The organism is Geodermatophilus sp. SYSU D00867, from assembly GCF_054050315.1.
In genome coordinates this window covers 1-25,836 of sequence record NZ_JBJGZC010000028.1, presented here as the reverse complement: position 1 = coordinate 25,836, position 25,836 = coordinate 1, and the positions used below count along the sequence as shown (strand labels likewise).

General features: G+C 73.4%; 25 protein-coding genes and 1 pseudogene. 11 read left to right on the top strand and 15 right to left on the bottom strand.

Features of this window, described 5'->3' with window-relative positions; translation table 11 throughout:
• Positions 1 to 33: 33 nt before the first annotated feature.
• Together ACI8AK_RS20880 and ACI8AK_RS20875 are read right to left on the bottom strand one after the other, a co-directional pair.
• Positions 34 to 642, bottom strand: coding sequence for a hypothetical protein (locus ACI8AK_RS20880; RefSeq protein WP_387993556.1), 609 nt, complete (start codon positions 640 to 642; stop codon positions 34 to 36).
• Positions 639 to 1,661 (bottom strand): hypothetical protein, encoded by a 1,023-nt coding sequence (locus ACI8AK_RS20875; protein WP_387993559.1) that lies wholly within the window; start codon positions 1,659 to 1,661, stop codon positions 639 to 641. Before ACI8AK_RS20875 ends, ACI8AK_RS20880 begins: the two co-directional genes overlap by 4 nt.
• Positions 1,662 to 1,746: 85 nt before the next feature.
• Between ACI8AK_RS20875 and ACI8AK_RS20870 the strand changes: the two genes are divergently transcribed.
• The 6 genes from ACI8AK_RS20870 to ACI8AK_RS20845 all read left to right on the top strand — a co-directional run bounded on the left by ACI8AK_RS20870 (position 1,747) and on the right by ACI8AK_RS20845 (position 6,875).
• On the top strand, positions 1,747 to 2,484 hold the full coding sequence (locus ACI8AK_RS20870) for a signal peptidase I (protein ID WP_387993562.1): 738 nt from the start codon (positions 1,747 to 1,749) through the stop codon (positions 2,482 to 2,484).
• An 84-nt stretch (positions 2,485 to 2,568) separates the two neighbouring features.
• Positions 2,569 to 3,639 carry an ATP-dependent DNA ligase gene (locus tag ACI8AK_RS20865; RefSeq protein WP_456903566.1) on the top strand — a complete coding sequence of 357 codons (1,071 nt, stop codon included), beginning with the start codon at positions 2,569 to 2,571 and terminating at the stop codon, positions 3,637 to 3,639.
• Between the two features lie 49 nt (positions 3,640 to 3,688).
• Positions 3,689 to 5,254 carry an alpha/beta hydrolase gene (locus tag ACI8AK_RS20860; protein ID WP_456957823.1) on the top strand — a complete coding sequence of 522 codons (1,566 nt, stop codon included), beginning with the start codon at positions 3,689 to 3,691 and terminating at the stop codon, positions 5,252 to 5,254.
• 27 nt (positions 5,255 to 5,281) lie between these two features.
• On the top strand, positions 5,282 to 6,349 hold the full coding sequence (locus ACI8AK_RS20855; protein ID WP_456957821.1) for a DNA polymerase domain-containing protein: 1,068 nt from the start codon (positions 5,282 to 5,284) through the stop codon (positions 6,347 to 6,349).
• Between the two features lie 117 nt (positions 6,350 to 6,466).
• Entirely contained in the window at positions 6,467 to 6,604 is a 138-nt protein-coding gene (locus ACI8AK_RS20850) for a hypothetical protein (RefSeq protein ID WP_387993574.1), read from the top strand.
• Between the two features lie 52 nt (positions 6,605 to 6,656).
• Positions 6,657 to 6,875 carry a hypothetical protein gene (locus tag ACI8AK_RS20845; RefSeq protein ID WP_387993576.1) on the top strand — a complete coding sequence of 73 codons (219 nt, stop codon included), beginning with the start codon at positions 6,657 to 6,659 and terminating at the stop codon, positions 6,873 to 6,875.
• A gap of 51 nt (positions 6,876 to 6,926) precedes the next feature.
• Here ACI8AK_RS20845 and ACI8AK_RS20840 read toward each other — a convergent pair whose 3' ends face one another.
• Complete coding sequence (locus ACI8AK_RS20840) at positions 6,927 to 7,094, bottom strand: hypothetical protein (protein WP_387993578.1); 168 nt, start codon at positions 7,092 to 7,094, stop codon at positions 6,927 to 6,929.
• 116 nt (positions 7,095 to 7,210) lie between these two features.
• Here ACI8AK_RS20840 and ACI8AK_RS20835 point away from each other — a divergent pair, with 116 nt between their 5' ends.
• On the top strand, positions 7,211 to 7,735 hold the full coding sequence (locus tag ACI8AK_RS20835; RefSeq protein ID WP_387993581.1) for a ferritin: 525 nt from the start codon (positions 7,211 to 7,213) through the stop codon (positions 7,733 to 7,735).
• Between the two features lie 249 nt (positions 7,736 to 7,984).
• Positions 7,985 to 8,212, top strand: a complete 228-nt coding sequence (locus ACI8AK_RS20830; protein WP_456903563.1) for a tyrosine-type recombinase/integrase — start codon at positions 7,985 to 7,987, stop codon at positions 8,210 to 8,212.
• 9 nt (positions 8,213 to 8,221) lie between these two features.
• Here the strand turns inward: ACI8AK_RS20830 and ACI8AK_RS20825 are convergent, their stop codons facing one another.
• The 3 genes and pseudogenes from ACI8AK_RS20825 to ACI8AK_RS20815 all read right to left on the bottom strand — a co-directional run.
• Positions 8,222 to 8,650, bottom strand: coding sequence for a hypothetical protein (locus ACI8AK_RS20825; RefSeq protein ID WP_456957820.1), 429 nt, complete (start codon positions 8,648 to 8,650; stop codon positions 8,222 to 8,224).
• Positions 8,651 to 9,026: 376 nt separating this feature from the next.
• Positions 9,027 to 9,800 carry an enoyl-CoA hydratase/isomerase family protein gene (locus ACI8AK_RS20820; protein WP_387993589.1) on the bottom strand — a complete coding sequence of 258 codons (774 nt, stop codon included), beginning with the start codon at positions 9,798 to 9,800 and terminating at the stop codon, positions 9,027 to 9,029.
• A gap of 594 nt (positions 9,801 to 10,394) precedes the next feature.
• Positions 10,395 to 10,667 (bottom strand): annotated as a pseudogene (locus ACI8AK_RS20815) (IS110 family transposase); the annotation flags it as partial.
• A gap of 129 nt (positions 10,668 to 10,796) precedes the next feature.
• Between ACI8AK_RS20815 and ACI8AK_RS20810 the strand changes: the two are divergent.
• Positions 10,797 to 10,970, top strand: a complete 174-nt coding sequence (locus ACI8AK_RS20810) for a hypothetical protein (protein ID WP_456957818.1) — start codon at positions 10,797 to 10,799, stop codon at positions 10,968 to 10,970.
• Between the two features lie 626 nt (positions 10,971 to 11,596).
• Positions 11,597 to 13,000, top strand: a complete 1,404-nt coding sequence (locus ACI8AK_RS20805; RefSeq protein ID WP_387993595.1) for a threonine/serine exporter family protein — start codon at positions 11,597 to 11,599, stop codon at positions 12,998 to 13,000.
• Positions 13,001 to 13,156: 156 nt separating this feature from the next.
• On the opposite strand, the gene purU is transcribed toward ACI8AK_RS20805, so the two are convergent.
• Positions 13,157 to 14,005: a formyltetrahydrofolate deformylase gene (gene purU, locus ACI8AK_RS20800; RefSeq protein ID WP_456957816.1), complete on the bottom strand. Its 849-nt coding sequence runs from the start codon at positions 14,003 to 14,005 to the stop codon at positions 13,157 to 13,159.
• Positions 14,006 to 14,015: 10 nt separating this feature from the next.
• On the bottom strand, positions 14,016 to 15,389 hold the full coding sequence (locus ACI8AK_RS20795) for an L-serine ammonia-lyase (RefSeq protein ID WP_456957814.1): 1,374 nt from the start codon (positions 15,387 to 15,389) through the stop codon (positions 14,016 to 14,018).
• A 141-nt stretch (positions 15,390 to 15,530) separates the two neighbouring features.
• Here ACI8AK_RS20795 and ACI8AK_RS20790 point away from each other — a divergent pair, with 141 nt between their 5' ends.
• Positions 15,531 to 16,199, top strand: a complete 669-nt coding sequence (locus tag ACI8AK_RS20790; RefSeq protein WP_387993602.1) for a GntR family transcriptional regulator — start codon at positions 15,531 to 15,533, stop codon at positions 16,197 to 16,199.
• Between the two features lie 9 nt (positions 16,200 to 16,208).
• Here ACI8AK_RS20790 and ACI8AK_RS20785 read toward each other — a convergent pair whose 3' ends face one another.
• From ACI8AK_RS20785 to ACI8AK_RS20755, 7 genes are all read right to left on the bottom strand, one after another.
• Positions 16,209 to 16,454, bottom strand: a complete 246-nt coding sequence (locus tag ACI8AK_RS20785) for a dihydropteroate synthase (RefSeq protein WP_456957813.1) — start codon at positions 16,452 to 16,454, stop codon at positions 16,209 to 16,211.
• A gap of 255 nt (positions 16,455 to 16,709) precedes the next feature.
• Positions 16,710 to 19,178 (bottom strand): GcvT family protein, encoded by a 2,469-nt coding sequence (locus ACI8AK_RS20780; RefSeq protein WP_456957811.1) that lies wholly within the window; start codon positions 19,176 to 19,178, stop codon positions 16,710 to 16,712.
• Positions 19,179 to 19,228: 50 nt separating this feature from the next.
• The gene (locus ACI8AK_RS20775) at positions 19,229 to 19,813 is read right to left on the bottom strand and encodes a sarcosine oxidase subunit gamma (protein WP_456903559.1); all 585 of its coding nucleotides are present in this window, start codon (positions 19,811 to 19,813) and stop codon (positions 19,229 to 19,231) included.
• A complete protein-coding gene (locus ACI8AK_RS20770; RefSeq protein WP_456957809.1) occupies positions 19,806 to 22,676 on the bottom strand; it encodes a 2Fe-2S iron-sulfur cluster-binding protein in 2,871 nt (956 codons plus the stop codon). Before ACI8AK_RS20770 ends, ACI8AK_RS20775 begins: the two co-directional genes overlap by 8 nt.
• Positions 22,673 to 22,951 carry a sarcosine oxidase subunit delta gene (locus ACI8AK_RS20765; protein ID WP_387993616.1) on the bottom strand — a complete coding sequence of 93 codons (279 nt, stop codon included), beginning with the start codon at positions 22,949 to 22,951 and terminating at the stop codon, positions 22,673 to 22,675. Before ACI8AK_RS20765 ends, ACI8AK_RS20770 begins: the two co-directional genes overlap by 4 nt.
• Positions 22,952 to 22,967: 16 nt before the next feature.
• A complete protein-coding gene (locus tag ACI8AK_RS20760; protein ID WP_456957807.1) occupies positions 22,968 to 24,200 on the bottom strand; it encodes a sarcosine oxidase subunit beta family protein in 1,233 nt (410 codons plus the stop codon).
• On the bottom strand, positions 24,197 to 25,525 hold the full coding sequence (locus tag ACI8AK_RS20755; RefSeq protein ID WP_456957805.1) for a serine hydroxymethyltransferase: 1,329 nt from the start codon (positions 25,523 to 25,525) through the stop codon (positions 24,197 to 24,199). The genes ACI8AK_RS20760 and ACI8AK_RS20755 overlap by 4 nt, the downstream gene beginning before the upstream one ends.
• Positions 25,526 to 25,836 lie beyond the last annotated feature (311 nt).

Sequence of the window (25,836 nt, the reverse complement as noted above, 5' to 3'; positions counted from 1 at the left end):
GCCCGGCGCGACGCCCGCCGCCCGGGCGTCCGGTCAGTCCCTGCCGTTCCTGCCGCCGTTCCCGCCGCCGGGGCTGCCGTCGTTCCCGTTCGCGTTCCCGGACAGCTGACCGGGGGGCAGCACCACGTGGACGTCCAGCCGCCGCTCGTCGCTGAACCCGGCGGGGTCCTGCACGAGCGTGAGCACCAACCCGTCCGGCCAGGTGACCTGGCGCAGGCCCGGCGGCGGCGTCCCGGTCCCGGCCACGGACACGGACAGCTCCGCGGTGGGGTGCTCCGGGCCGAGGTGCGCCACCTCGAGCGGGTCGCCGGCGAGGCGGCAGACGTCCCTGGACCGGGTGCCCTCGGGCCCGGTGACGGTGAGCCGGGCGGGCAGGTCCGCGCAGTCCCCGGCAGTGGGCGCGAGCGACACCTGGAGGACCGCCGGGACCCCGCCGGTCACGGTCGCCCGCACCTCCTGTGGCGTCCGCTGCGGACCGAGCTGGAGGAGGGCGGGCGCTTCCACGTCGAGGCGCAGGGAGGCCGCACCGGCCGTGGCGACCGCCTCCTCGCTGTCACTGAGGACCGCGAACGTGCCACTGGCGCCGAGGACCACGGTCCCGGCCAGCACGCCCCCGAGCAGCCACGGTGTCCGCCGCCTCACGCGCTCCGCTCCCGTCGTCTCCGCCGCAGTCCGAGCAGCAGCCACCAGCCCAGCGCGACGGCCGTGAGGAACCCCCCACCCCACACCAGCGCGGTGCCGACGACCGACGACCCGGCGGCCTGGGTCTGCACCTGCGTCCCGTTCTCGTCGAGCGACACCGAGGCGTCCACCCGGCCGACGACCTCACCGGCCGTCTCCTCGTCCGCGGCGCCCGCGGCCCGCTCGGCTGCGGTTCCATCGGCTGTGACCCCACCGGCCGCGACTCCACCGACTGCTGCGCCGGCGGTCCCGCCGTTGCCGCGGGCACCGATGCCGTTGGGCGACCCGTTGCCGTTGGCCGACCCGTTGCCGTTGGCCGACCCGTTGCCGTTGGCCGACCCGTTGCCGTTGCCGTTGCCGTTGCCGTTGCCGCGGGCGCCGTTGCCGTTGGGCGACCCGTTGCCCGCAGCGCTGGAGCCGGCCGCCCCGTTGCCGTTGGTCGAGCCGTCGGGACTGCCGCTCGGAGTCCCGCCGCCGACGGGGACCTCGAGCCCCTCGGCGACGATCGCGAAGTCGAACGCGAGGGTGTCGGACTGAGCCCGGTCGTCCAGCGCGTCCTCGCGAAAGGCCATCACCAGGCGCAGGCACTCGACCCCGTCGACGGCGAAGCGGCTCGATCCCCGCCCCGTCAGCGCCAGCGGGACCGGCGAGGTCCCGGGCGCGACCGCGCAGTCGCCGTCGTCGAGGCGTCCGGGCGCGACCGTCACGTCGAGGAAGCCCGCCAGGTCACCCTCCGCCTCGGTGCAGGTCGTGTCACCGGCGCCGACCTCGGGATCGAGGCAGTCGTTCTCGCGCTGGCGCAGGCCGGTGACCGAGACGTCGAGCCGGTCGGCGGCCTCCGCCCACGCCGGATCGAGCCGGAGGACCGTGGTCGTGCTGCCACCGGGTGCCAGGAGGCCGTCGGCCGTGGCGGGCGCGACCGGCAGCAACAGGCATCCCAGCGCCGAGGCGGCGACGAGGACGGCAGGGCGGCAGCGCACGGAGGGAGGCTCTCGTCATCGACGGGCCCGCACATCGTCGAAATCGATGATGCCGGCCGCCCCAGGGACTGCCGAGGATGGCAGCGTGCCGACCCCTGCCCCCGCATCGCCGACCGCGGCCCGTGCTCCGGTGGTGCGCCGGCTGCGGCAGGCGGTGGCGTGGGTCCTCGGGCTGGTGCTGCTCGCCGGGACAGGGTCGGCGCTGGCGGTGGCCGTCTACCCGGTGGTGACCGGCGGCCAGGCGCTGGCGGTGCTCACCGGCTCGATGCGGCCCGGGCTCCCGGTCGGGGCCATGGTCTTCACCCGTCCCGTCGACCCCGCGGACCTGGCGGTCGGCGACGTGGTGACCTTCCAGCGCACCCCCGACGCCCCTGAGCTGGTCACGCACCGGGTCGTCGCGGTCGACGACCAGGGCGGGACGCCGGTCCTCGTCACCCAGGGCGACGCCAACGACGCGCCGGACCTCGACCCCGTGCCCGCCGACGCGGTGCGCGGGGAACTGTGGTTCAGCGTGCCCGGACTGGGACGTGCGGCCGCGGTCCTGCACTCCCCCAAGGGGGTCGGCCTGCTCGTCGTGCTCGTCTGCGGCGTCCTGGCCGCCGCTCCCGGCCGACCCTCGGCCGAGGACACCGTCGCTCCCTCGCCGGGCGCGGGAGAGGTCGACGCGGACTCCGCGCGGACAGTCGTCATGGCACCCGTGGACGTGGCGCTCCTCGACGACCCCACGATGGCCGGCTGGGCCGCGGCGCACCCCTCGTTGCCGCTGCCCGTGCGGCCGGTCCGGCTGGCCGGACCGCCCGCACCTCCTCTCCCCCGCGCCTGATCACCCCGCACCGGCGTCCCCGCCGCCACCCGTCCGGTCGACGGTGGTCTGCCGGTGCGGGAGGCCGCTGGTTGACTGACCTGCATGGACCTGCCCGTGCTCCCGCCGGTCAAGCCGATGCTGGCCAAGGCCACGACGAAGCTCCCGACCGGGGACGGGCTGTTCTACGAGCCCAAGTGGGACGGCTTCCGCTGCATCGTCTTCCGCGACGGTGACGAGGTGGAGCTCGGCAGCCGCAACGAGCGCCCGCTGACCCGCTACTTCCCCGAGGTCGTGGCCGCGGTCAAGGAGGCCCTGCCCGAGCGCTGCGTCGTCGACGGCGAGATCGTCGTGCCGCAGGGCGACCGGCTGCACTTCGAGTCGCTGCTGCAGCGCATCCACCCCGCCAAGTCGCGGGTGGACCTGCTCGCCGAGCAGACGCCGGCGCACTTCGTCGCCTTCGACCTGCTGGCCCTCGGGGACGAGTCGCTGATGGAGACGCCGTTCGCGCAGCGCCGGCAGCGGCTGCGCGAGGTGCTGGACCGCCGGCACGAGCGGGTGCACGTCACCGCGGTCACCCGGGACGCGGCGATCGCGCAGCGCTGGTTCGACGAGTTCGAGGGCGCGGGCCTCGACGGCGTCGTCGCCAAGGACGCCGACCTGCCCTACGGCCCCGACCAGCGGCTGATGACCAAGGTGAAACACGTGCGCACCGCCGACTGCGTGGTCGCCGGGTTCCGCTGGCACAAGAGCGGGCCGGTCGTGGGCTCGCTGCTGCTCGGCCTCTACGACGACGGCGGGCTGCAGCACGTCGGCGTCGCGGCGTCGTTCCCCATGGCGCGGCGGGCCGAGCTGGTCGAGGAGCTGGCGCCCTACCGGGCCCAGGCACTCGACGGGCACCCGTGGCAGGACTGGGCGAACGCCGAGGTCCAGGAGAACGGCGAGCACCGGATGCCCGGCGCGCAGAGCCGGTGGAACGCGAAGAAGGACCTGTCCTGGGTGCCGCTGCGGCCCGAGCTCGTCGTCGAGATCAAGTACGACCAGCTCGAGGGACGGCGACTGCGGCACACCGGGCAGTTCCTCCGCTGGCGGCCCGACCGGGAACCGCGCAGCTGCACCTACGACCAGCTCGAGGTCCCGGTCCGCTACGACCTGGCCGAGGTGTTCAACGGGTGACCGGCACCTGCGGGGCGGCCGGCCTGCCGCGCCTCCTACCGTCGTGACCATGCGTCTGCGCCGCGGCCTGCTCGCCGCCTCGACCGGACTGCTCGTGGCGGTCGCCGGCTGCAGCTCCTTCTCGGACCCGGACGCGTCGTCGGCGGACTCCTCGTCGGCCGCCTCCTCGACACCGGCCGAGCCGGAGGCCGCGCCGATCACCTGGACCGACTGCGACGCGCAGATCACCGAGCTGGTGGCCGGCACGCCCGGCAGCGAGCGCGACCTCGCCTTCGAGTGCGGCCGCACCGAGGTGCCCATCGACCACGACGAACCCGAGGGCGCGACGCTGCCGCTGTTCCTCGTGCGCGCGACGCTGGCCGGGCAGAGCGACCGGATCGGCTCGCTGCTGGTGAACCCGGGCGGCCCCGGCGTCTCGGGGGCCGACCTCGGGCTGAGCCTGGCGCTGTCGCTGCCCGAGGACGTGCTGCGCCGCTTCGACGTGGTCGGATTCGACCCGCGCGGCGTCGGCCTGTCCACGCCGGTGGAGTGCATCCCCGCCGAGCTCAAGGACCGCATGACCGCCGCGGAGCCGCGGCCGACCGACCAGCAGCAGATGGACGACGTCCTCGCGCTCAAGGACGAGGCGGCCGACGCCTGCGCCGAGGAGTACGGCGACGCGCTCGGCACCTTCAACACCGTCGCCACCGCGCGCGACATGGACCTGCTGCGCGAGTCGCTGGGCGACGAGCAGCTGACCTACCTCGGCTACTCCTACGGCACCACGCTCGGCTCCACCTACGCCGAGCTGTTCCCGGAGAACGTGCGCGCGATGGTGCTCGACGCCGCGGTCGACCCCGACGCCGACCCGCAGGCCGACGCGGAGGCGCAGGCCGCGGGGCTGGAGGCCGCGTTCGACGCGTTCGCCGCCAACTGCGTGGGCCTGGTGTCCGGGTGCCCGATCGGGGGCGACCCCCGGACGTTCGTGCAGGACCTGCTGACCGTGGCGGCCACGACGCCCATCCCGAGCAGCCGGCCCGGGGAGACCCGCACCGCGACTCCGGGCGTCGTCCTCACCGCCGTCACCGCGGCCCTCTACGACACCGGGTCGTGGCCGCAGCTCTCGCAGGCGCTGGCCGCCGCGCGCAACGGCGACTCGGCTGGCCTCTTCTCGATCGCCGACCCCTCCGCCGGCCGGCTCCAGGACGGCACGTACACCAACCGGCTCGACGCCGACTTCGCGATCAGCTGCGCCGACACCCCCGAGGACGAGACGTTCTCCGAGGAGGAGGTGCTGCAACTGGCCCAGGAGTGGTCGCAGCGGTACCCGCTGTTCGGCGCCAAGGTCGCCTCCAGCCTCTACACCTGCGGCGTGTGGGACGCCGCGCGCACGCCGCTGCCCGAGCGGGACGCCGAGGGCAGCGCGCCGATCCTCGTCGTCGGCACCTCCGGGGACCCGGTGACACCGCTGCCCGGCGCCGAGGACATGGCCGAGGACCTCACCGCCGGCACGCTGCTGGTCTGGCAGGGCCAGGGGCACACCGCCTACCCGAAGACCGACTGCGTCACCGCGGCGGTCAACGCCTACCTGATCGACCTCACGGCGCCGCAGGACGGGCTGACGTGCCCGGCCTGAGCCGCCCCGGACCGGGGAGCTGAGCAGATGGCGAGCAGCAGGGACGCGGTCACGCTGACCGTCGACGGGCACGAGGTGCGGGTCTCCAACCCGGAGAAGCCGTACTTCGCCGAGCGCGGCATCCGCAAGATCGACGTCGTCGAGTACTTCGTCAGCGTCGGCGAGGGCATCCTGTTCGCCCTGCGGGACCGGCCGACGACGCTGGAGCGCTGGCCCGGCGGCGTCTTCGAGGGCGCGCGGCTGTCGACCCGGATGGACAACACCGGCGACGCCTTCTACCAGAAGCGGGTGCCCAAGAACGCGCCCGACTGGGTGCCGACGGCGCACATCACCTTCCCCAGCGGGCGGACCGCGGACGAGATCGCGCCGGACTCGGTCGCCGTCGTCGCGTGGTGCGCGAACCTCGGCACGCTCACCTTCCACCCGTGGCCGGTGGACAAGACCGACGTCGAGTCACCGAACCAGATCCGCATCGACCTGGACCCGCAGCCGGGCACCGACTTCGCCGACGCCGTGTGGGTTGCGCCGCACGTGCGGGAGCTGCTGCACGAGCTCGGCATGGAGGGCTGGCCGAAGACCTCCGGCGGCCGCGGGGTGCACGTGTACGTGCCCATCCAGCCGTGGTGGACGTTCACCGACGTGCGCCGTGCGGTGATCGCGTTCGGCCGCGAGCTGGAGCGCCGGCTGCCCGACCGCGTGACGATGTCGTGGTGGAAGGAGGAGCGCGGCGAGAAGATCTTCATCGACTACAACCAGATGGCCCGGGACCGCACGATCGCCTCGGCGTACTCCATCCGGCCCAAGCCGCACGCGCCGGTGAGCGCGCCGCTGGACTGGGACGAGCTGCCCGACGTCTCGCCGTCCGACTTCACCGTGCTCACCATGCCGGAGCGCTTCCGCGCGGTCGGTGACAAGCACGCCGGGCTGGCCGGGCACGCCTACTCCATCGAGCCGCTGCTCGAGCTGGCCGAGCGCCAGGCCGCGGACCAGGGCCTGGGCGACCTGCCCTATCCGCCGGACTACCCGAAGATGCCGGGCGAGCCGATGCGGGTCCAGCCCAGCCGCGCCAGGCGGCCTGCCAGTGCAAACGAGTGATCCGGCGCTCGACGCAAGCGAAGCGCAACGCTCACTCGACAGGCACCCCCCGTCCTCCGGTGCTGCTCGCGTACTCCCCCGTCGCTCCGTCGCACACCTCTCCCTCCGGAGGTCGCCATGGATCTCAGAGACCGTCTGCTCCGGTCCGCGATCGCGGCTGCCGCGGCCGTCGCGGCCGGCCTGCTGACCCGGTCGATGGTGAAGGCCGTCAGCGCTCCCGAGGACGCGACCATCGGCTCCCCTCCTCCCGAGTGATCCCGACTGAACGACCGGCATGGTCCGCGTGTCAGGGGGCACGACCTCACGGGTGGAGGACGACTGGAGAAGCCTGCTGGCGGGCCTACCGCTCGAGCAGCGCCTGAAGGCGCTCGCCGTGTACGAACTGGCAAGAGATCGAGCGATGGGCCAGCCACCCGAGACGGCGGCAGCGACCCTGCGCGCCGCAGCTACCGCCGAGGGACTCGATGCCAGTCACGACTGGATCCCGGCGGCCGCGGCCCGCATCAGCGCTGACACGGGCCCGTGACCACGCAAGGCCGGCTGACCGCCGCCCGGCGGCGCGGTGGGGAGGGAGGGATCAGGCAGCCTTCCGACTGCTCTTGGCGAGCACCTTGTCGGCCTTGTCCAGCTTGACCAGGCGGCGCTTCTTGACCGTGTAGCCCGGCGGGAGCGTCCCCTCGGCGAGGGCGCGGAGGGGACACCGCTTGCAGCGCGGCCTGTCCTGGCAACACTTCTTCTTGGGCATGCCCGCCGACTTGGCCACCCGGTGAGGCTAGCCTTCCCTTTGCGGGTGATCCACGGGCACCGGAGGGTCACCGGTTAACGTCCGGTGACCGCCACCGCACACGTCCGGGAGTCCCGATGGCCGCCCCCGCCTTCGTCGAGCTGCTGAACACGCAGATCGGCAACGAGTTCGCCGCGCACCAGCAGTACGTCTCCTGCGCGGTGTACTTCGACCAGCTGACCATGCCCCGGACGGCGCAGCTCTTCTTCGACCAGGCGCTCGAGGAGCGGCAGCACGCCATGATGATGGTCCGCTACCTGCTCGACTCCGACGCGCCGGTGCGCATCCCCGCCGTCGCGGCCCCGGTCAACGAGTTCCCCGACGTCGTCGCGCCGGTCGCCCTGGCGCTGGAGCAGGAGAAGCGGGTCACCGAGCAGATCGGCGCGCTGATCGGGATCGCGCGGCGGGAGAACGACTTCGCCTCCGACCAGTTCATGCAGTGGTTCATCAAGGAGCAGATCGAGGAGGTCAGCAAGATGAGCGACCTGCTCACGATCGTGAAACGCTCCACCCACGACCTGGAGACCATCGAGGACTACGTGCTCCGGGAAGTCACGACCGAGGCGGCCGACCCCACCGCACCACCGGTGGCAGGGGCCTGAGCCGAGGGCATCCCGCTGACCGACCTGTTGGCCCCGGTATGCATCCTCGTCGCACTCGTGCCGGCGTTCGTCCTCGTGCAGACGTTCTCGTCGTACGAGGACACCACGACGCCGCCAACGACGAGGCCGGCGCCGTGGCGACGGAAGCCGGAGGGGCGGCGCTCCTCCCGTCGCCGACCGGTCCCGACCTCGGCGGCCTGCTGCGCTGCCATGCCCGCGCCGTCGCACGGCCGAGACGGGGCCCGCGACGTGCTGCACACCCGCGCCGCGCAGGCCGGGGTCGCCGACGTCCACCCACACCGGTTCCGGCACACCTTCGCCCACCGGCGGCTGGCCGGAGGAGGACGGGAGCGGGACCTGGTGATGCTGGCCGGCTGGCGCAGCGACGACATGCTGTCCCGCTACGCCGCCTCGACCGCCGTAGAGCGGGCCCAGGCTGAGGCCCACCGGCGCCTCAGCCTGGGCGATCGACGGTGAGTCGGCGGACTACTCGTTGACGTCCGCGATGCCGTTGCCGTTGGCATCCGCGCCGGGTCCGAAGCACTCCTCGACCGTGGCCGTGCCGTCGGAACACCGCACCTCCAGGTCGTTGATCTCAGCGTCCTGCTCCGGGCTGCACCCGTAGCCGATGCACTCCTCCTCGACGACGGTCGCCTCCTCACCGGCCGCCGCCTCCGCCGCGACAGCCCGGGCGGCCGCTGCTGCCGCCTCCGCCTGTTGCTGCTGGTCTTCAGCCGCTCGTCGCTGCTCCTCCAGGGTTGCCCGCGCCTCCTGTTCTGCTTCGACCTCCAGACCCGACGGGCCCTCGAACAGCGCCCACGTAGGCGTGGTCGGGGTCGCTGTCGGAGCGGCGGATGGAGCCGCCTCAGTACAGGCGGACAGCAGGAGAACACCGGCTGTCAAGGTGCCGATCATCGCCAGGCGCATCCGTTGCCTCTCGCGCGGGGTCGCCTCGAGGAGGCTCCTTGCGCTTGGTTCCATCGGCACACCTGGACCCCGCTTGAGCGGAGCGACGGGCCACCCCAGTCGTCGACGGCTTGTCCGGCTAGTTGATCTAGGGGTCGTCGGCAGCGGTAGATCGGCGATGAACGTTCGGGTGAGCGACCGGTCACGCCGTCGCTTGACGTTGGTCATCGTCGGGCGTCGAGAGGGGTTCGTTGGTCGAAAGCTGGTCGCGGGGCTTCGTCGCCTCACCGCGACAGAGCCGGATTCGTCCAACTCGCGCGTCGGTCGCAGACGCGAACGGCTCCCCGTCGCGCGCCCAGGGCTCCGGAGCGGATCAGCTCCCAGGTCAGTCCGACCAGACCGGTGGTCGTCTGCCGAGGAAGGCGGCCAGTCCCTCGCGGAAGTCCGCCGTCGCGCCGAGCGCCACCGCCTCCTCCCGCTCGATGGCCAGGCCCGCCTCGAAGGGCAGGTCGAAGCCCTCGGTGATGCAGCGCCGGATCGCCGCCAGCGCCCGCGCCGGCTTCCGGGCCAGCCCCTCGGCGTAGCCCTGCACCTCCTCGCGGAGCCGCTCGTCAGCCACCACGACGTCCACGAGGCCGATGGCGGAGGCCTCCTCTGCGCTCAGCAGGGTGCCGTCGTAGAGGAACCGCAGCGCCTGAGGCCGGCCCAGCAGGCGGGCCAGCGCCTGCGTCGCGCCGACCGGCGGGATGAACCCGATGCCGATCTCCGGCTGCCCGAGCCGGGCGGTACGCGCGGCGAAGCGGATGTCGCAGTGCAGCGCCATCTCCAGGCCGCCCCCGACCGCGGTGCCGTGCACGGCCGCCAGCAGCGGTTTCGGCGACGCGCGCATCCTGCGGACCAGATCGTGGCACACGTCCACCCAGCGACGCATGCCTCCGTCGTCCATGTCGGCGAAGACCCGCAGGTCCGCGCCGACGCTGAAGTGGGTGTCGAGGGCGCTGCCGATCACCACCACCCGGACGGTGGGGTCCGTAAGGTGTCGCTCCAGGGCCTCCGGCACCTCGCGGAGCATCTCCCAGTGGAAGGCGTTGACCGGCGGGCGGTCGTACTCGATCCACCCCACCCGGTCGTGCACCGTGACTCGCAAGAAGTCGACCATCCGCCCCCACCTTCACACCGTTGACCGACCCTGGAAGCCAGGCTCGATCCAGGGTCGCGGCCGGGCGGAGCTTCGAGCAAGGAGAACGAGCAACAGCTCCCCGATGCCTTACCGAAGGTCCTACGGCCGTCAAGACCGGTTGGGCCGGGGTGCCCGCTGGTGCGGTGAGCGGACATCTCTTGCCCGGGACGGGGTCGAGCCGTCCTGTGGCCCACACCGTGTGGCCGTCGTCCGTTGCCTCACGACCAGGACCTCCCGCTGTGGCCTCGCTGCTACGTTGCCCTGCCATCGATCGGGCCCAGCGGACCCGAGCAGCACCTGAGGCACCGGTCCAGCCCTGGCAGCCGAGGGGGCGTCTCCGACGGCCGTTCGGTTCTCAACACCACTGTGATTGCAGCGCGGGCACCCTTCGACAACCGGACAGAGCCCAGCAGCCATCCAGGACACCGTTGGATGCCGTCCTGCACGGTCCGTGCGTCCACGAGCCACCGGACCTGCTCCGCGCTCGACGTCGTGGTCAGGAAGCGACGACCTCGATCGGCAGCGCCAGAGACGAGCGACGGTCTGTCCGACCGACATGCTCCTACTCCCTCGTCAAGCGACGAGGACGTGGTGCATTCTCCGGGCGATGTAGCGCTCGAGGCAGCGGATGATCTCGAGGTCGCTCAGGCCATCGGCTCGTCGGCATGTCGCATAGCCCTGAGTCGGTTGGTGAGGCGACAGCCGGACCAGAGCGATGATGTGCAGGGCGCAGTCGGCGTGCCGGTCCCCGCCGCGGTCGAGCCGATGGCGGATGGTGCGGCCACTGCTGCCCTGTAGTGGCGCAGGGTCGCAGAGTTGGGCGCAGGCGGCCTCGGAGCGCAGCCGCTGGGGTTGTCCCCGGCGGTCACCAGCAGCTGGGCGGCGACTCCAGTGCCGACGCCGTGGACTGCCCGGTCAGCGCCGGCGCCAAGGGGTGCCGGCGAAGCGCAGGTCTCGGCTCCGTTGGATTCGGACGTGCCGGACATCGTATTCGTCAGCCCGTGGCACGACTCCGGCAATCGTCAGTGGCACTACCGGGTCGAGCTGCTTGGCTTCCCGGCCGACACGGTGGTCGAGATCAGCGGCCATGACATCTACGTCAACGTCCAGGTGGCTCCGCTGGCTCCAACCGCGGCGGAGAGTTCATAGCACCCGTTCACCGCCCGCTGCGGGCGTCTTCGACCGCGCGGTGTTCCTCGGTCGCCGCGACGAGGTGGTGCCGCGGCTGCTGCTCGACACCGGCGTACGGGTGTCGGAGCCGTGTGGGCCGGACCTGACCGACGTCGACCCGGACCGGGAGCCGGCCCGCGTCACCGACAGGGGCTCCCGTCCGCGGGTCGTGCCGTTCGGCGCGAAGACCGCCCAGGCCGTGGGCCGCTACCTGCGGGTACGCGCGCTGCGCCCGTATGTCCGGTCCCCACGGCTGCTGCTCGGCCGGCGCGGCCCGATGCCCCCCACCGGCGGGCTCGGTCCGGGCGATCACCTCGAGCCGGCAGTGCAGGTCCACGCGAGTGCCGAACCAGAGCTCGGCCTCACGGGGTCGGGCTCGAACCGCATGGTCCTGCGAGTCGATCCCGTGCGGGGTGGCGGATGGTGGTCAGCATCGAACGTGCAGCTGAGAGGGGTCGCTCCTCAACGGAGGTGGCGGGCTGTCGTCGGCTCCCGAGCGCCGTTCGTCGGTCGCGAGTCGGTCGCGCCGAGCCCCGTCGTACCCGTCATGGGCCGGCCGTCGCGTGGTGGCCGGTCGGCGCGTCGGCCGCACATACCGTGGAGGCGTGCCCACCTGGCCTCCGAACCGCTCCATGCCGTACGCACGCATCCCGCAGCGGGCCTGGCGCGCGATCGCGGGGACCAGCCCGCCGACCGCGCCGATCGGCCTGCGGGCCCAGGCGAGCCGGATGGACGACCTCACCGCGCACGCCGCGCTGGGGCTGGCGCTGCGCATCGGGGCGTCGATGCTGGCCGTCGGGGCCTCAGCGGCCGACGCGACCGCGACGGTGCTGCGGGTCGCTGCCGCCTACGGGCTCACCAGCTGCCAGATCGACATCACCTTCACGTCGATCACGGTCAGCTATGACCGCGAGAACGCGGTACCTCTCACCGCGATGCGGATCGTGCAGACGAGCCGGCTCGACTACACCCGCCTGCAGGGCATCACCGACCTGGCCCGTGCGGTCGGCGCCGGCGACCTCGACGTCGAGGAGGCGCACCGCCGGCTGGACCGGGTGGTCTCGGCGCCCGCCACCTACCGCCGGAGCGTGACCGCGCTGGGCTGGGCCGGCGTCGCCGGGTGCTTCGGGCTGGTCCTCGGCGGCGGCTGGCGGGAGGCCCTCCTCGCGGCGCTGACCACCGCTCTGGTCGAGCAGGTGATGCGCGCGCTCAACCGGCGGAGCCTGCCGCTGTTCTTCCAGCAGGTGGCCGGGGCCGCGCTGGCTACCGGGGTCGCCGTTCTCCTGCTCACCTGGGACGTCGACGTGCAGACCTCCCTGGTCGTCGCCGCCGGCATCGTCGTGCTGCTCGCCGGGTTGTCCCTGGTCAGCGCGGCCCAGGACGCCATCAGCGGCTTCCCGGTGACCGCCGGGGCGCGGGCCTTCGAAGTGGTGACCCTGACCGCCGGCATCGTCGTGGGCATCGCCGGCGTCCTCGATCTGGCCCAGCGCGCCCAGCTCCCGCTGACCGTCATCGACACCTCTCCCGCTCCCGTGCCGTTCGCCGTCGCGCTGGCCGCGTCGGCCGGGATCGCCGGGTTCTGGGCCCTGGCCACCCATGCCCGGCCGCGCGCCGTCGGTCTGGCCGCGGTGGCCGGAGCGCTGGCCTGGGCGACGTTCTGGGCAGCCGGCGAGCTGGGCGCCGGTCCCGCGCTGGCCGCCGGGGTCGCGGCCGTCGTCCTGGGGTCGTGCGGTGAGGCGCTGACCGAGCGGCTCCGGGTCCCACCGCAGCTCGTCGCCGTCTGCGGCATCGTCCCGCTGCTGCCCGGGCTGGCGGTCTACCACGGCCTGTTCACCATCGTCGTCGAGGCACGGATCGACGACGGGCTCGGCGCCCTCGTCGGGGCCGGCGCCGTCGGGCTCGCCCTCGCTGCCGGCGTCACGCTGGGCGAGTACCTCGGCAGGCCCCTCAGCGGCGAGCGCGACCGCTACGACGAGCGCGTCCGCCGCCGGGCGATGACCATCGAGTGAGCAGTGCCCTGAGCAGGGCCCGGGGGCGGGCGAGCCCCCTCACCCGCCGGACCACGCTGCGGCCCGAGCTCCTCGTACAGGTGCCGGTGGACGCGGTCGAGCGCGGGCGACGGCACGCCCGCCGTCGCGGTCGGCACCAGAGCTCTCGCGGCCGGGTCAGCGGAAGACGACGGTGCTGTGCCCGTTGAGGAGCACCCGCTGCTCGCTGTGCCACCGGACGGCGCGCGACAGTGCCAGGGCCTCGGCGTCCTGGCCGACCGTGGCGAGGGCGCGCGGGTCGTAGGTGTGGTCGATGCGGATGACCTCCTGCTCGATGATCGGCCCCTCGTCGAGGTCGGGGGTCACGTAGTGGGCCGTCGCGCCCACCAGCTTCACGCCGCGGTCGAAGGCCTGGTGGTAGGGCTTGGCGCCCTTGAAGCCGGGCAGGAAGGAGTGGTGGATGTTGATCGCCCGGCCGTGGAGGGCGGCGCAGGCCTCGTCGGAGAGGACCTGCATGTAGCGGGCGAGCACGACCAGGTCGGCGCGGTGCTCGTCGACCAGCTCGAGCAGTCGCACCTCGGCCTCCCGCTTGGTCCCCGGCGTCACGGGCACGTGGTGGAACGGCAGCCCGGCCGCCTCCGCCATCGGGCGCAGGTCCTCGTGGTTGGAGACGACGGCGACCAGCTCGGCGCCGAGGCTGCCGGCCCGCCAGCGGAAGATCAGGTCGTTGAGGCAGTGGCCCAGCCTGGAGACCAGGACGAGCACGCGCTGCGGCTGGTCGCCGGAGACCTGGTAGGACATGCCGAACTCGTCGGCCACCGCACGGAAGTCCGCCGTCAGCCGGGCGGCGTCGGTGTCCTGCGAGCAGACGAACGCCGTCCGCAGGAACAGCTGGCCGCGGACGGCGTCGTCGAACTGCTGGTGCTCGACGATGTCGCAGCACTGCTCGAACAGGAACGTGCTGACCGCGTGCACGATGCCCGGGCGCTCCTGGCAGCTCAGCGTGAGGGTGAACGGGTGGGACACGGGTGCCTCCTCAGCACTCGACGACGTTGAGCGCCAGCCCGCCACGGGCGGTCTCCTTGTACTTGTCCTTCATGTCCGCGCCGGTCTCGCGCATCGTCTTGATGGCCTTGTCCAGGGGGACGTGGTGCCGTCCGTCCCCGCGCACGGCCATCCGGGCCGCGGTGACGGCCTTGACCGCGCCGACGGCGTTGCGCTCGATGCACGGGATCTGCACCAGCCCGCCGACCGGGTCGCAGGTGAGGCCGAGGTTGTGCTCGATGCCGATCTCGGCGGCGTTCTCCACCTGCTCCGGCGTCCCCCCGAGGACCTCGGCGAGGCCGGCGGCCGCCATGGAGCAGGCCGAGCCGACCTCGCCCTGGCACCCCACCTCGGCACCGGAGATGGAGGCGTTCTCCTTGAACAGCAGGCCGATCGCCGCGGCGGTGAGCAGGAACCGCACGACACCGTCCTCCGAGCAGGAGTCGACGAAGTCGCGGTAGTAGTGCAGGACCGCCGGGACGATGCCGGCGGCACCGTTGGTCGGCGCGGTGACCACCCGCCCGCCGGCGGCGTTCTCCTCGTTGACCGCCAGGGCGTGGAGGGTCACCCACTCCACGGCACGCATCGGGTCGTCCTCGTCCGGGTGGTCCTCCAGCTGGGTGCGCAGTGCGGCCGCGCGCCGGCGGACCTTCAGGCCACCGGGCAGGACGCCGGTGGTCCGGGTGCCGCGCTCCACGCACTCCTGCATCACCGACCAGATGTGCAGCAGGCCGGCGCGGACCTCGGCCTCGGTGCGCCAGGCGAGCTCGTTGGCCAGCATCACGTCGCTGATCCGCAGTCCGGTCTCCCGGGTGTGCGCCAGCAGCTCCCTGCCGGTGCGGAAGGGGTGGCGCACCGGCGTGCGGTCCTCGACGACCACCGGGTCGCCGGCCTCGTCCTCGTCGAGGACGAAGCCGCCGCCCACCGAGTAGTACTCGCGGCGGGAGAGTTCTCCCCCGGCGGGGTCGAGGGCCGTGAAGAGCATCCCGTTGCTGTGGAACGCCAGGCGCCTGCGCCGGTGCAGCATGACGTCGTCGTCCACCGAGAAGGCGATCGGGTGTTCGCCGGCCAGCCGGAGCTTCCCCTCGCGGCGGACGGCCTCCACCCGCGGCCCGGCCGCGACGGGATCGACGACGTCGGGCTGCTCGCCCTCCAGACCGAGGACGACGGCCCGGACGCTGCCGTGGCCGTGCCCGGTGGCGCCGAGCGAGCCGAACAACTCGCACCGGACGCCGGCCACCCGTCCGAGCAGCCCCTGCTCGGACAGCCGCGCGACGAAGGTCGCAGCGGCCCGCATGGGACCGACGGTGTGGGAGCTGGACGGACCGATCCCCACCTTGAACAGGTCGAAGGCGCTGGTGGTCACCCGTGCCTCCCTCTTCCGCTGCCGGGATGACGACCAACTGCGGAGGCAGGTACACAGTTGGTATATCAAATGTACGCTGACGGTATGTCGATCCCTCTCACGAGGCAAGAGCCGGTGGCCACCAAGCCGTACGATCTCCTGGTGGCCCTCGCTCCCCTGGATCTCGACCCGTCGGCCGCCACGTCCCTGGCGGACAGGGCCTATGTGGCGATCCGGGACCGGCTGATCATGCTCGACATCCGCCCGGGCGACCCGATCGACGACGACGAGCTGGCCAAGGACCTGGACGTGGGCCGGACGCCGGTCCGCGAGGCGCTGAAGCGGCTGGAGGGCGACCGACTGGTGGTGTCCTACCCGCGGCGCGGCACGTTCGCCTCGGGCATGGACATCTCCGACCTGGCGCACATCTCCGACATCCGCGCCCAACTGGAGCCGCTGGCCGCCCGCCGGGCCGCCGAACGCGCTCCCCGGACGAGGCAGCCCGACCTGGAGGAGCTGGCCGCACACATCGCGCAGCTGGACGTCACCCGGGTCGACCGGACCGAGCTGATGCGCTGGGACCTGGCGGTGCACCGGGCGATCTACCGGGCCGCGGGCAACCCGCACCTGGAGGACGTCCTGATCCGCTACGACAACCTGGCCACCCGGATCTTCTGCCTCTTCCTCGATCGGCTGCCCACGGTCGACGCGCACGTCCGGGAACACGTGGAGCTGCTCCGGGCGATCGCCGCCGGCGACGCCGACCGGGCCGACGACCTCGCCCGTGAGCACGTCCTCGGCTTCGAGAAGGCGATCCGCGAGGTGATCTGACAGGACCGGTCAGGGAACCGTCACCCCCGTGCGGACGGCGTCCCGGACGGCCACGATGTCGCGCGCGGCGGCGTCGTGCACGCGCACCACCGACGCGCCGCGCCGGACCGCGACGAGGGCCGCGGCCAGGGAGCCGGGCAGCCGGTCCCCCGCACTCCGTCCGGTCAGCCGGCCGAGCACCGGCTCGCGGGACAGGCCCACCACGACCGGCACACCGAGGCCGGTGGACGCACCCAGCGACGCGAGCAACGCCACGTCGTGTGCCGACGTCTCGCCGAACCCGAACCCGGGTCGACCCGGACGTGCTCGAGGTGGACGCCGGCGTCGAGGCACGCAGCAGCGCGTGCGGCGAGGAGGGCCCCACCTCGGGCCGCGCGGTGTCCACCGACAGCGGCACGGTGACCTGCCGGGCGAGGGCCTCGACCACCGGGACGACCCCGCCCGGTACCGCGGGGGCGGGCTGCTCCAGGAACGTCTGGAGGGTGCCGGTGCGCACGGGCGGGTCCAGCTTCAGCCCCGGATCCGGGACATCCCGGGGTCGACCAGCGGTTCGGCGGCGACGGTCGCGCGGATGCGGGCCCCGAAGTACTCGATGTCGACGCTCGTGCCGACGGTCGCGGAGGCCGGCAGCCAGGCGTAGGCGACCGGCCGGCCGACGGTGTGCCCGAAGGCCGCGCTCGTCACGTAGCCCGCCGGGCGGCCGTCGACGAACACCGGCTCGTGGCCGAGGACGACGCTGCGGCCGTCGTCGACCGTCAGGCAGGACAGCCGGCGGCTCACCGTGTCGTCGCCCCTCCCGGCGAGGGCCTGCCGTCCGACGAAGTCGGCGGTCTTCTGCTTGCGCACCGCGAACCCGAGACCGGCCTCGTAGGGGTCGTGCTCGGTGGTCATGTCGTGGCCCCACGCGCGGTAGCCCTTCTCCAGCCGCAGGCTGCTGAACGCCGCCCGGCCCGCGGCGACGACGTCGAGGTCCTGGCCGGCCCGCCACAGCACGTCCCACAGCCGCTGTCCGTGGTCGGCGCTGGTGTAGAGCTCCCAGCCGAGCTCCCCGACGTAGGACAGCCGCATCGCCGTCACCGGCACTCCCCCGATCCGGACCCGCTTGGCGCGGAAGTACCTCAGCCCGTCGTTGCTGAGGTCGTCGGCACAGACCCGCTGCACCAGGTCGCGGGCCCGCGGGCCCCACAGCCCGATGCAGCAGGTGCCGCCGGTGACGTCCCGGACCTGCACGCTGCCGTCGTCCGGCGCCTCGCGCAGCAGGAGGTCGTGGTCGAGGGGGCCGTTGGCGCCGACCTGGAAGAGCTGCGCGCCGAGCCGGGCGACGGTGAGGTCGCTGCGGATGCCGCCGGCCTCGTCGAGGGCGAGCGTGTAGGTCACCGACCCGACGGACTTGTCCATCTCCCCGGTCGTGAGCCGCTGCAGGAGGTCGAGGGCGCCGGGGCCGCTGACCTCGAGCCGCTTGAGGGGGGTCATGTCGTACAGCGCCACGGCGGTGCGGGTCCGCCACGCCTCCGCGGCTGCGATCGGGGACCAGAACCGCCCGGCCCACGCGTCGCGCTCCGGCGGCACCCACTCCGCGGGCAGCTCGTCGACCAGGTGCGCGTTGGCCTCGTACCAGTGCGGCCGCTCCCAGCCGGCGGCCTCGAGGAAGACCGCGCCGAGCTCCTGCTGCCGGGCGTGGAAGGGGCTGACCCGCAGGTCGCGCGGGGACAGCCGGGGCTGCAGCGGGTGGATGACGTCGTAGACCTCGACGAAGTTCTGCTGCGAGGTCTCGCTGACGTACTCGGGCGTGAGCTGGACGTCCTCGAAGCGGTGCACGTCACAGCCGTGCAGGTCCACCTCGCTCCGGCCGTCGACCAGCAGCTGGGCCACCGACCGGGCGACGCCGGCCGAGTGCGTCACCCAGACCGCCTCGGCGATCCAGAAGCCCGCCACGTCCCGTGACTCCCCGATCAGCGGGCCGCCGTCCGGGGTGAAGGAGAAGACCCCGTTGAAGCCGGAGTCGATCTTCGAGGACCGCAGCGAGGGCAGCAGCAGCCGGCTCTCCTCCCACGCGGCGGCGAAGTCCTCCTCCGTGAAGGGCAGCATCGAGGGCATCGACGACTCCCGGACGCCGTCCCCCTGCGGCAGCTCCCCCAGGTCGACCGGCATCGGCCGGTGCGCGTAGGAGCCGATGCCGAGGCGGTCGGCGCGCTCCCGGTAGTAGAGGTCCTGGTCCTGGTGGCGCAGGATCGGCAGGCTCGCCTCGCTCAGCTCGTCGTTGCGGCCGACCAGGCCGGGCACCTGGCCGGTCCAGACGAACTGGTGGGCCAGCGGCAGCAGCGGCACGCTCATCCCGACCATCGCGCCGAGCTCCTGCCCCCAGAAACCGGCGCAGGAGACCACGACGTCGGCGGGGATGACGCCGTCCGGGGTGCGGACGCCGGTCACCCGGCCACCGGTCTGCTCGATGCCGGTCACCCGGGTCGAGCCCTGGAAGCGGGCGCCCCGCGCCTCGGCGCGGCGGGCCAGCGCGACGACCGCCCGCGACGCCTTGGCCAGGCCGTCGCTGGGGACGTGCAGGCCGCCGAGGATGCGGTCGCGGTCGACCAGCGGGTGCAGCCGCACGCACTCGTCGACGTCGACCACCTGCGCCTCGACGCCCCAGGAGGTGGCCCAGCCCTGCTTGCGGTGCAGGTCGGCGAGCCGCTCCGGCGTGGTGGCGACCTCCAGGCCGCCGACCTGGTTGAAGCACCAGGCACCGTCGACGTCGATGTCCTTGAGCTTCTCCACCGTGTAGCTGGCGAACGCCGTCATGGTCTTCGAGGCGTTGGTCTGGAAGACCAGCCCCGGCGCGTGCGACGTGGAGCCCCCGGTCAGCGGCAGGGGCCCCTGGTCGACGACGGTGACGCGGTCCCAGCCACGGGCGGTCAGCTCGTCGGCCAGGTTGGCACCGACGATCCCCGCTCCGATGACGACCACGCGAGGGGTGGTGGACATTGCTTCGCTCCTGACGTGCCGGTGGGACCCGGGACTGCCGACGGGGCCGGTCAGCCGTGGGGGGTCGGGGTGAACTCGAGGGCCGCGTCGAGCAGCCAGTCGGCGAGGTAGCCGGCGAAGGAGGACCGGACGAGGACGACGAAGTCGTCGGCGGCGTCGGAGAGGGCCAGCAGCACGACCCCGGCCTGGCCGAGCGTCGTCTGCGCGCTGCGCCCGCGGCCGAACACCCGCGGGTGCAGGTCGATCGAGCAGCCCTTGGCCAGGACGTCGCGCACTCGCGCGCCCGTCAGCCGGAGACCGATCCGCTGCGCGGAGACGTCGGTCGCGGAGCCGCCCAGCGGGAGGACGGCGGCGCGGACCCGGGCCTCCAGCTCGTCCGGCGCGTCGGTGGTGCTGGTGAGCAGCCACTCGTCGGGGCCGAGCCACACGGCCCGTCCGGTGCCGGCCGCCACCCAGGTGTTGGGGACCACCGGCAGCTCGACGCCGAGCGCCGCCGCCGCCGCGGCGCCGCCCGCGCCGAGCCGGACGTCGACCATCGCGACGAACGGCTCGACGGCGACGGCCACGGTGTCGGGCAGGCGCTCGAACGCGGTGTTCCAGGCCGTGAGCGGGTGGGTGCGCAGCAGCTCAGCCATCGCGACGGGCTCCTTCGGGATCGACCAGCACCGAGCCGGTGACCTCGACCGGGACGAGGGTGCCGTTGACGGGGACGTGGACGGTGTCGCCGATGCGCGACCGGCCGCCCCTGACCAGGGCGAGGGCGAAGGGGCGGGCGAGCTCGGCACTGCGGTAGCTGGACGTGACGTGCCCCAGCATCGGGACCGGCGGGGGCGGCAGCCGGCCGTCGGCGCGGAACTCCACGATCTGCGAGCCCTCGGGCAGCACGGTCTGCCGGTCGACGGGCAGCAGCCCGACCAGCTGCTTGCGCAGCGGATCGGCGTTGGCCTGGCGGGCGAAGGAACGCTTGCCGATGAAGTCGGGCTTCTTCTTCGACACCGCCCACGCCATGCCCAGGTCGTGCGGGGTGACGGTGCCGTCGGTGTCCTGCCCGATGATCGGGTAGCCCTTCTCCGCGCGCAGGACGTGCATGGTCTCCGTGCCGTACGGGGTGATCCCGTACGGCCGGCCGGCCTGGAGCAGCCGCTGCCAGACCGCGACCGCGTACCAGGAGTTCACGTAGACCTCGAAGGCGAGCTCGCCGGAGAAGCTGATCCGGGCCAGCCGGACCGGCACCCCGTCGAGGGTGGTGTCCCGCCAGGTCATGAACGGGAAGGCCTCGTTGGAGACGTCCACGCCGGGGAAGACCGCACCGACGACGTCGCGGGAACGGGGGCCGACGACGGGGAAGGTGACCCACTGCTCGGTGACCGAGGTGCAGTGCACCCGCAGGTCCGGCCACTCGGTCTGGACCCACTCCTCCATCCAGTCGAGGACCTTCGCCGCTCCGCCGGTGGTGGTGAGGACGAGGAAGCGGTCCTCGGCCAGGCGCAGCACCGTGCCGTCGTCGATGACCATGCCGTCCACGCCGCACATGACGCCGTACCGGACCGAGCCGACCTTCAGGCTGCTGATCAGGTTCGTGTAGAGCCGGTCCAGCAGGACCGCGGCGTCGGGACCCTGGACGTCGATCTTGCCGAGGGTCGAGCCGTCGAGGATCCCGACACCGGTGCGGGCCGCGGCGCACTCGCGCAGGACCGCGGCCTCGATGTCCTCGCCGGGCCGCGGGTAGTAGCGCGGGCGCTTCCACTGGCCGACGTCCTCGAAGACGGCCCCGGCCGCCACGTGCCACTCGTGCAGGGCGGTGACCCGCTCGGGGTCGAAGAGCCGGCCGCGGTCGCGCCCGGCCAGTGCGGCGAAGGCGACCGGGGTGTAGGGCGGCCGGAAGGTGGTGGTCCCGGTGTCCTGCACCGGGATGCCGAGCAGCTCGGCGGTGATCCCGGAGGCGAGGACGCCGGAGGTCTTGCCCTGGTCGTGCGCCGTCCCGATGGTCGTGTAGCGCTTGACGTGCTCGATGGAGCGCAGCCCGGCGCCGACCGCGCGGGCGATGTCGGCGACCGTCGCGTCGCGCTGCAGGTCGACGAACGAGGTGGTGCCCTCGGCGCCGGAGGTGTCCGGCACCCGCCACAGCACCAGGGACGCCGCCGGGACGACGGACTCCGGGGCGCTGGGCAGCCGGTCCTCCCCCGCCGGCGCGATCGCCAGGGCGGCCAGTGCCGCGCGGGCTACCCGCTGCCCGTCGGCCAGGCACCCCGCCAGGTCGAACACGCCGGCGGCCGAGCCGGCCACCGACAGGCCGTCGAGGTCCTCCCCGGGGACGAACGCGCCGAGGGTCTCGTCGTAGCGCAGCCGGCCGCGGGCCTGGCTGAACAGGTGCACCGCCGGGTTCCAGCCGCCGCTGACCAGCAGGAGGTCGCAGGCGATCGCGGTGGCGGCCCCCACCTGCCCGTCCACGAAGGGGGCGACGAGGGCGTGCGTGACCCGCCCGCCCCCCCGCGTGCCGGTGACGACGGCCCCGGGGAGGACGCGGATGCCGGCACGCTCGCACTCCGCACGCCGCTGCGGGGAGCCCTCCGGCCGCGCGTCGACCACCGCCTGCACCCGCACGCCGGCGCGGGACAGGTCGAGGGCGGCGTCGTAGGCGCTGTCGTTGGTGGTGAACACGACGGCCTCACGGCCGGGCAGCACGCCGTAGCGGTGCAGGAAGGTCCGGGCGGCGCCGGCGAGCATGGTGCCCGGTCGGTCGTTGTCGGCGAAGACGACCGGGCGCTCGTGCGCTCCGGTGGCGATGACGACGGAGCGCGCGCGCAGGCGCCACACCCGCTGGCGGGAGATGCGCCGGGGCGCGGCGGCGCCGAGGTGGTCGGTGCGCCGCTCCAGCGCCAGGACGAAGCCGTCGTCGTAGCCGCCGAACGCGGTGGTGCGCTGCAGGTGCAGCACCTCCGGGTGCGCGGCCAGCTCCGCGACCGCGTCCGCCACCCACTCCGGCGCCGGGACCCCGTCGAGGCGGTCGGTGCCCGACAGCAGCGAGCCGCCGGCCTCGGACTGCTCGTCGACCAGCGCCACACGGGCCCCCGCCCGGGCGGCGGTGAGCGCGGCGGCGAGACCCGCGGGCCCGGCCCCCACGACGAGGACGTCCACGTGGTGGTGGACGGCGTCGTAGCGGGCGGAGTCGGGGACCTCGGCGAGGCGACCCTGCCCCGGCAGGCCGTGGGCGACCAGTCCGTCGTGGAGCTCGACGGTCGTGGCCAGCAGCATGGGCTCGGGGAAGGGCTCCTCGATCTGCACGAGGCCACCGGGGTCCTCGGCCCAGGCCGCGGCGATGCCCCGCGGGCGGCCGAACGTGGTGCTCGTGGCGACCTGGTGCCGGCCGGAGGCGAGCAGTGCCGAGGCCAGCGTGTCGCCGGGGTGGCCGGTGAGGGTCTGCCCGTCGAAGGTGAACTCGAGGGTGGTGGCGCGGTCGATGCGCCCCCCCTCGGCGGTGCGGAAGGGACTGGTCACGGGGTCACCGGCTTCGGGTCATCGAGGCGGTAGACGCGCTCGAAGCGGTAGGTGGCGGTGTCGCGGATCGCGTTGAACCAGCGCCGGCAGCCGGCGCTGTGGTGCCAGCGCTCGGCGAAGCGGCCCTTGGGGTTGTCGCGGAAGAAGACGTAGTGCGCCCACTGCTCGTCGGAGAGCGCGCCGGGGGCGTCCGGGTACGGGACGTGGGCCTGGCCGCCGTAGCGGAACTCGACCTCCTCGCGGGGGCCGCACCACGGGCATTCGATGAGTTGCACGGAGGGCTCCCCGGGGTCAGTGGGCGACGGCGGCCGCGCCGTGCTCGTCGACGAGCGCGCCGGTGACGAACCGGTGGAGGGTGAACGGCGCCACGGTGGGGTGGGGCTCGTCGTGGGCGATGGTGTGCGCCAGGGCCCAGCCGATGCCGGGGGTGGCCTTGAACCCGCCGGTGCCCCAGCCGCAGTTGAGGTAGAGGTTGTCGTAGGGGGTCCGGCCCACGATCGGTGAGGCGTCCGGGCTGACGTCGACGATGCCGCCCCAGGTGCGCAGCAGGTGTGCCCGCGCGAACACCGGGAAGAGTTCGACGGCGGCGGCCATCTGGCGCTCGATGACGTGGAAGGCGCCGCGCTGGCCGTAGCCGTTGTAGGAGTCCACGCCGGCGCCCATGACGAGCTCGCCCTTGTGCGCCTGGGAGACGTACACGTGGACGGCGTTGGACATGACCACGGTGGGGTGCACCGGCTCGAGCAGCTCGGAGACCAGCGCCTGCAGCGGGTGGCTCTGCAGCGGGACCCGGATGCCGAGCATGTCCGTGAGCACGGAGGTGTGGCCGGCCGCGCAGAGGGCGACCCTGCCGGCGGCGATGGTGCCGCGGGTGGTCTGCACCCCGGTGACCCGGTCGCCGTCGGTGGCGAACCCGGTGACCTCGCAGTCCTGGATGAGGTCGATGCCGGCCCGGTGGGCCCGGCGGGCGAAACCCCAGGCCACGTAGTCGTGCTTGGCGATGCCGGCGCGCGGCTGGTACGTCGCGCCCAGGACGGGGTAGCGGATGTCGCCCGACGTGTTGACGACCGGGCAGATCTTGCGGACCTCGTCGGGCTCCAGCCACTCCGCGTCGACGCCGTTGAGCTTGTTGGCCTCGACCCGGCGCACGCTGTCGCGGACGTCCTGCAGGGTGTGGGCGAGGTTGAGCACGCCGCGCTGGCTGAACAGGATCGGGTAGCCGAGGTCCTCCTCGAGCCCCTCCCACAGCTTCAGCGCGTGCTCGTAGATGGCCGAGCTCTCGTCCCACAGGTAGTTCGAGCGGATGATCGTGGTGTTGCGGGCCATGTTGCCGCCCGCCAGCCACCCCTTCTCCAGCACCGCGACGTTCGTGATGCCGTGGTTCTCGGCGAGGTAGTGCGCCGTGGCCAGGCCGTGCCCGCCGCCGCCGATGACCACCACGTCGTAGGAGCGCTTCGGCTCGGGGTCCCGCCACAGGAAGTCCGGGTGCTCCGGCAGGTCGGCGCCGGGGGTGCGGGGGCTCATCGGGGGACCTCCGTCAGGTCGGGGTAGAGCGGGTGACGGTCGGCCAGCCGGGTGACCCGCCCGCGGAGCCCGGCGAGCTCGGCCTCGCCGACCGAGGGCCGCAGCGCGGCGGCGATCACGTCGGCGACCTCGGCGAAGTCGTCGAGGGTGAAGCCGCGCGCCGCCAGCGCCGGCGTGCCGATGCGCACCCCGGAGCTGACCATCGGCGGGCGGGGGTCGAAGGGCACCGCGTTGCGGTTGACGGTGATCCCGATGGAGTGCAGCCGGTCCTCGGCCTGGCGGCCGTCGAGCTCCGACTCGCGCAGGTCCACGAGGACCAGGTGGACGTCGGTACCGCCGCTGACCACGCCGATGCCCGCCGCGCGGGAGTCGGCGGCCAGCAGCCGGTCGGCCAGGATCCGGGCGCCGGCGAGGGTGCGCTCCTGCCGCTCGCGGAACGCGGGCTCCCCGGCCAGCTTGAAGGCGACGGCCTTGGCGGCGATCACGTGCTCCAGCGGGCCGCCCTGCTGGCCGGGGAAGACGGAGGAGTTGAACTTCTTGGACAGCTCTGCGGTGGCCAGGATGACGCCGCCCCGCGGCCCGCCGAGGGTCTTGTGGGTGGTCGAGGTGACGACGTGGGCGTGCGGGACGGGCGAGGGGTGCAGTCCGGCGGCGACCAGGCCGGCGAAGTGGGCCATGTCGACCATCAGGTAGGCGCCGACCTCGTCGGCGATCCGGCGGAACGCGGCGAAGTCGAGCTGCCGTGGGTAGGCCGACCAGCCGGCGATGATCAGTCTGGGTCGGCGCTCGTGGGCCAGCCGGTCGACCTCGGCCATGTCCACGCGGTGGTCGTCGGGCCGCACGTGGTAGGCGGCGACGTCGTAGAGCTTGCCGGAGAAGTTGAGCTTCATGCCGTGCGTCAGGTGACCGCCGTGCGCCAGGTCCAGCCCGAGGATGGTGTCGCCGGGGTGCAGCAGGGCCGCCATCGCCGCGGCGTTGGCCTGGGCGCCCGAGTGCGGCTGCACGTTGGCGTACTCGGCGGCGAACAGCGCCTTCAGCCGGTCGAGGGCCAGCTGCTCGACGACGTCCACGTGCTCGCAGCCGCCGTAGTAGCGCCGGCCCGGATAGCCCTCGGCGTACTTGTTGGTCAGCACCGAGCCCTGGGCCTGCATGACCGCCACCGGCGCGAAGTTCTCGCTGGCGATCATCTCCAGCGTGGTCTGCTGCCGGACCAGCTCCGCGGAGACGGCCTGGTGGACCTGCGGGTCGGTGTCCGCAAGCGACCGGTCGAGCACGCAGTCGGGAACGGTCGGGGCCTGGGGCGCTGCGTCGACCTGGACGACCATGCCGGGTCCCTCCTGTAAGGAAATGACGCTGAGGACTGGTATATCAGTCGTGCAACACCGTAGGGTCGGCGCTGCGCGGGGTCAAGGGGCGACCGGGGGCGGATGTCCCGCCACTCCCCCGATCGCCCGCGACCCGCACAGCAGGAACCACCGCGTCCGCTTCGCACATCCCGAGAGGAACCATCGGCATGGCCTACGAGGTGAGGGGCGTCGTCGCCCGCGGCAAGGGAGAACCGGTCAGCGTCGAGACGGTCCTGGTGCCCGATCCGGGGCCGGGGGAGGCGGTGGTCGACGTCGCGGCCTGCGGCGTC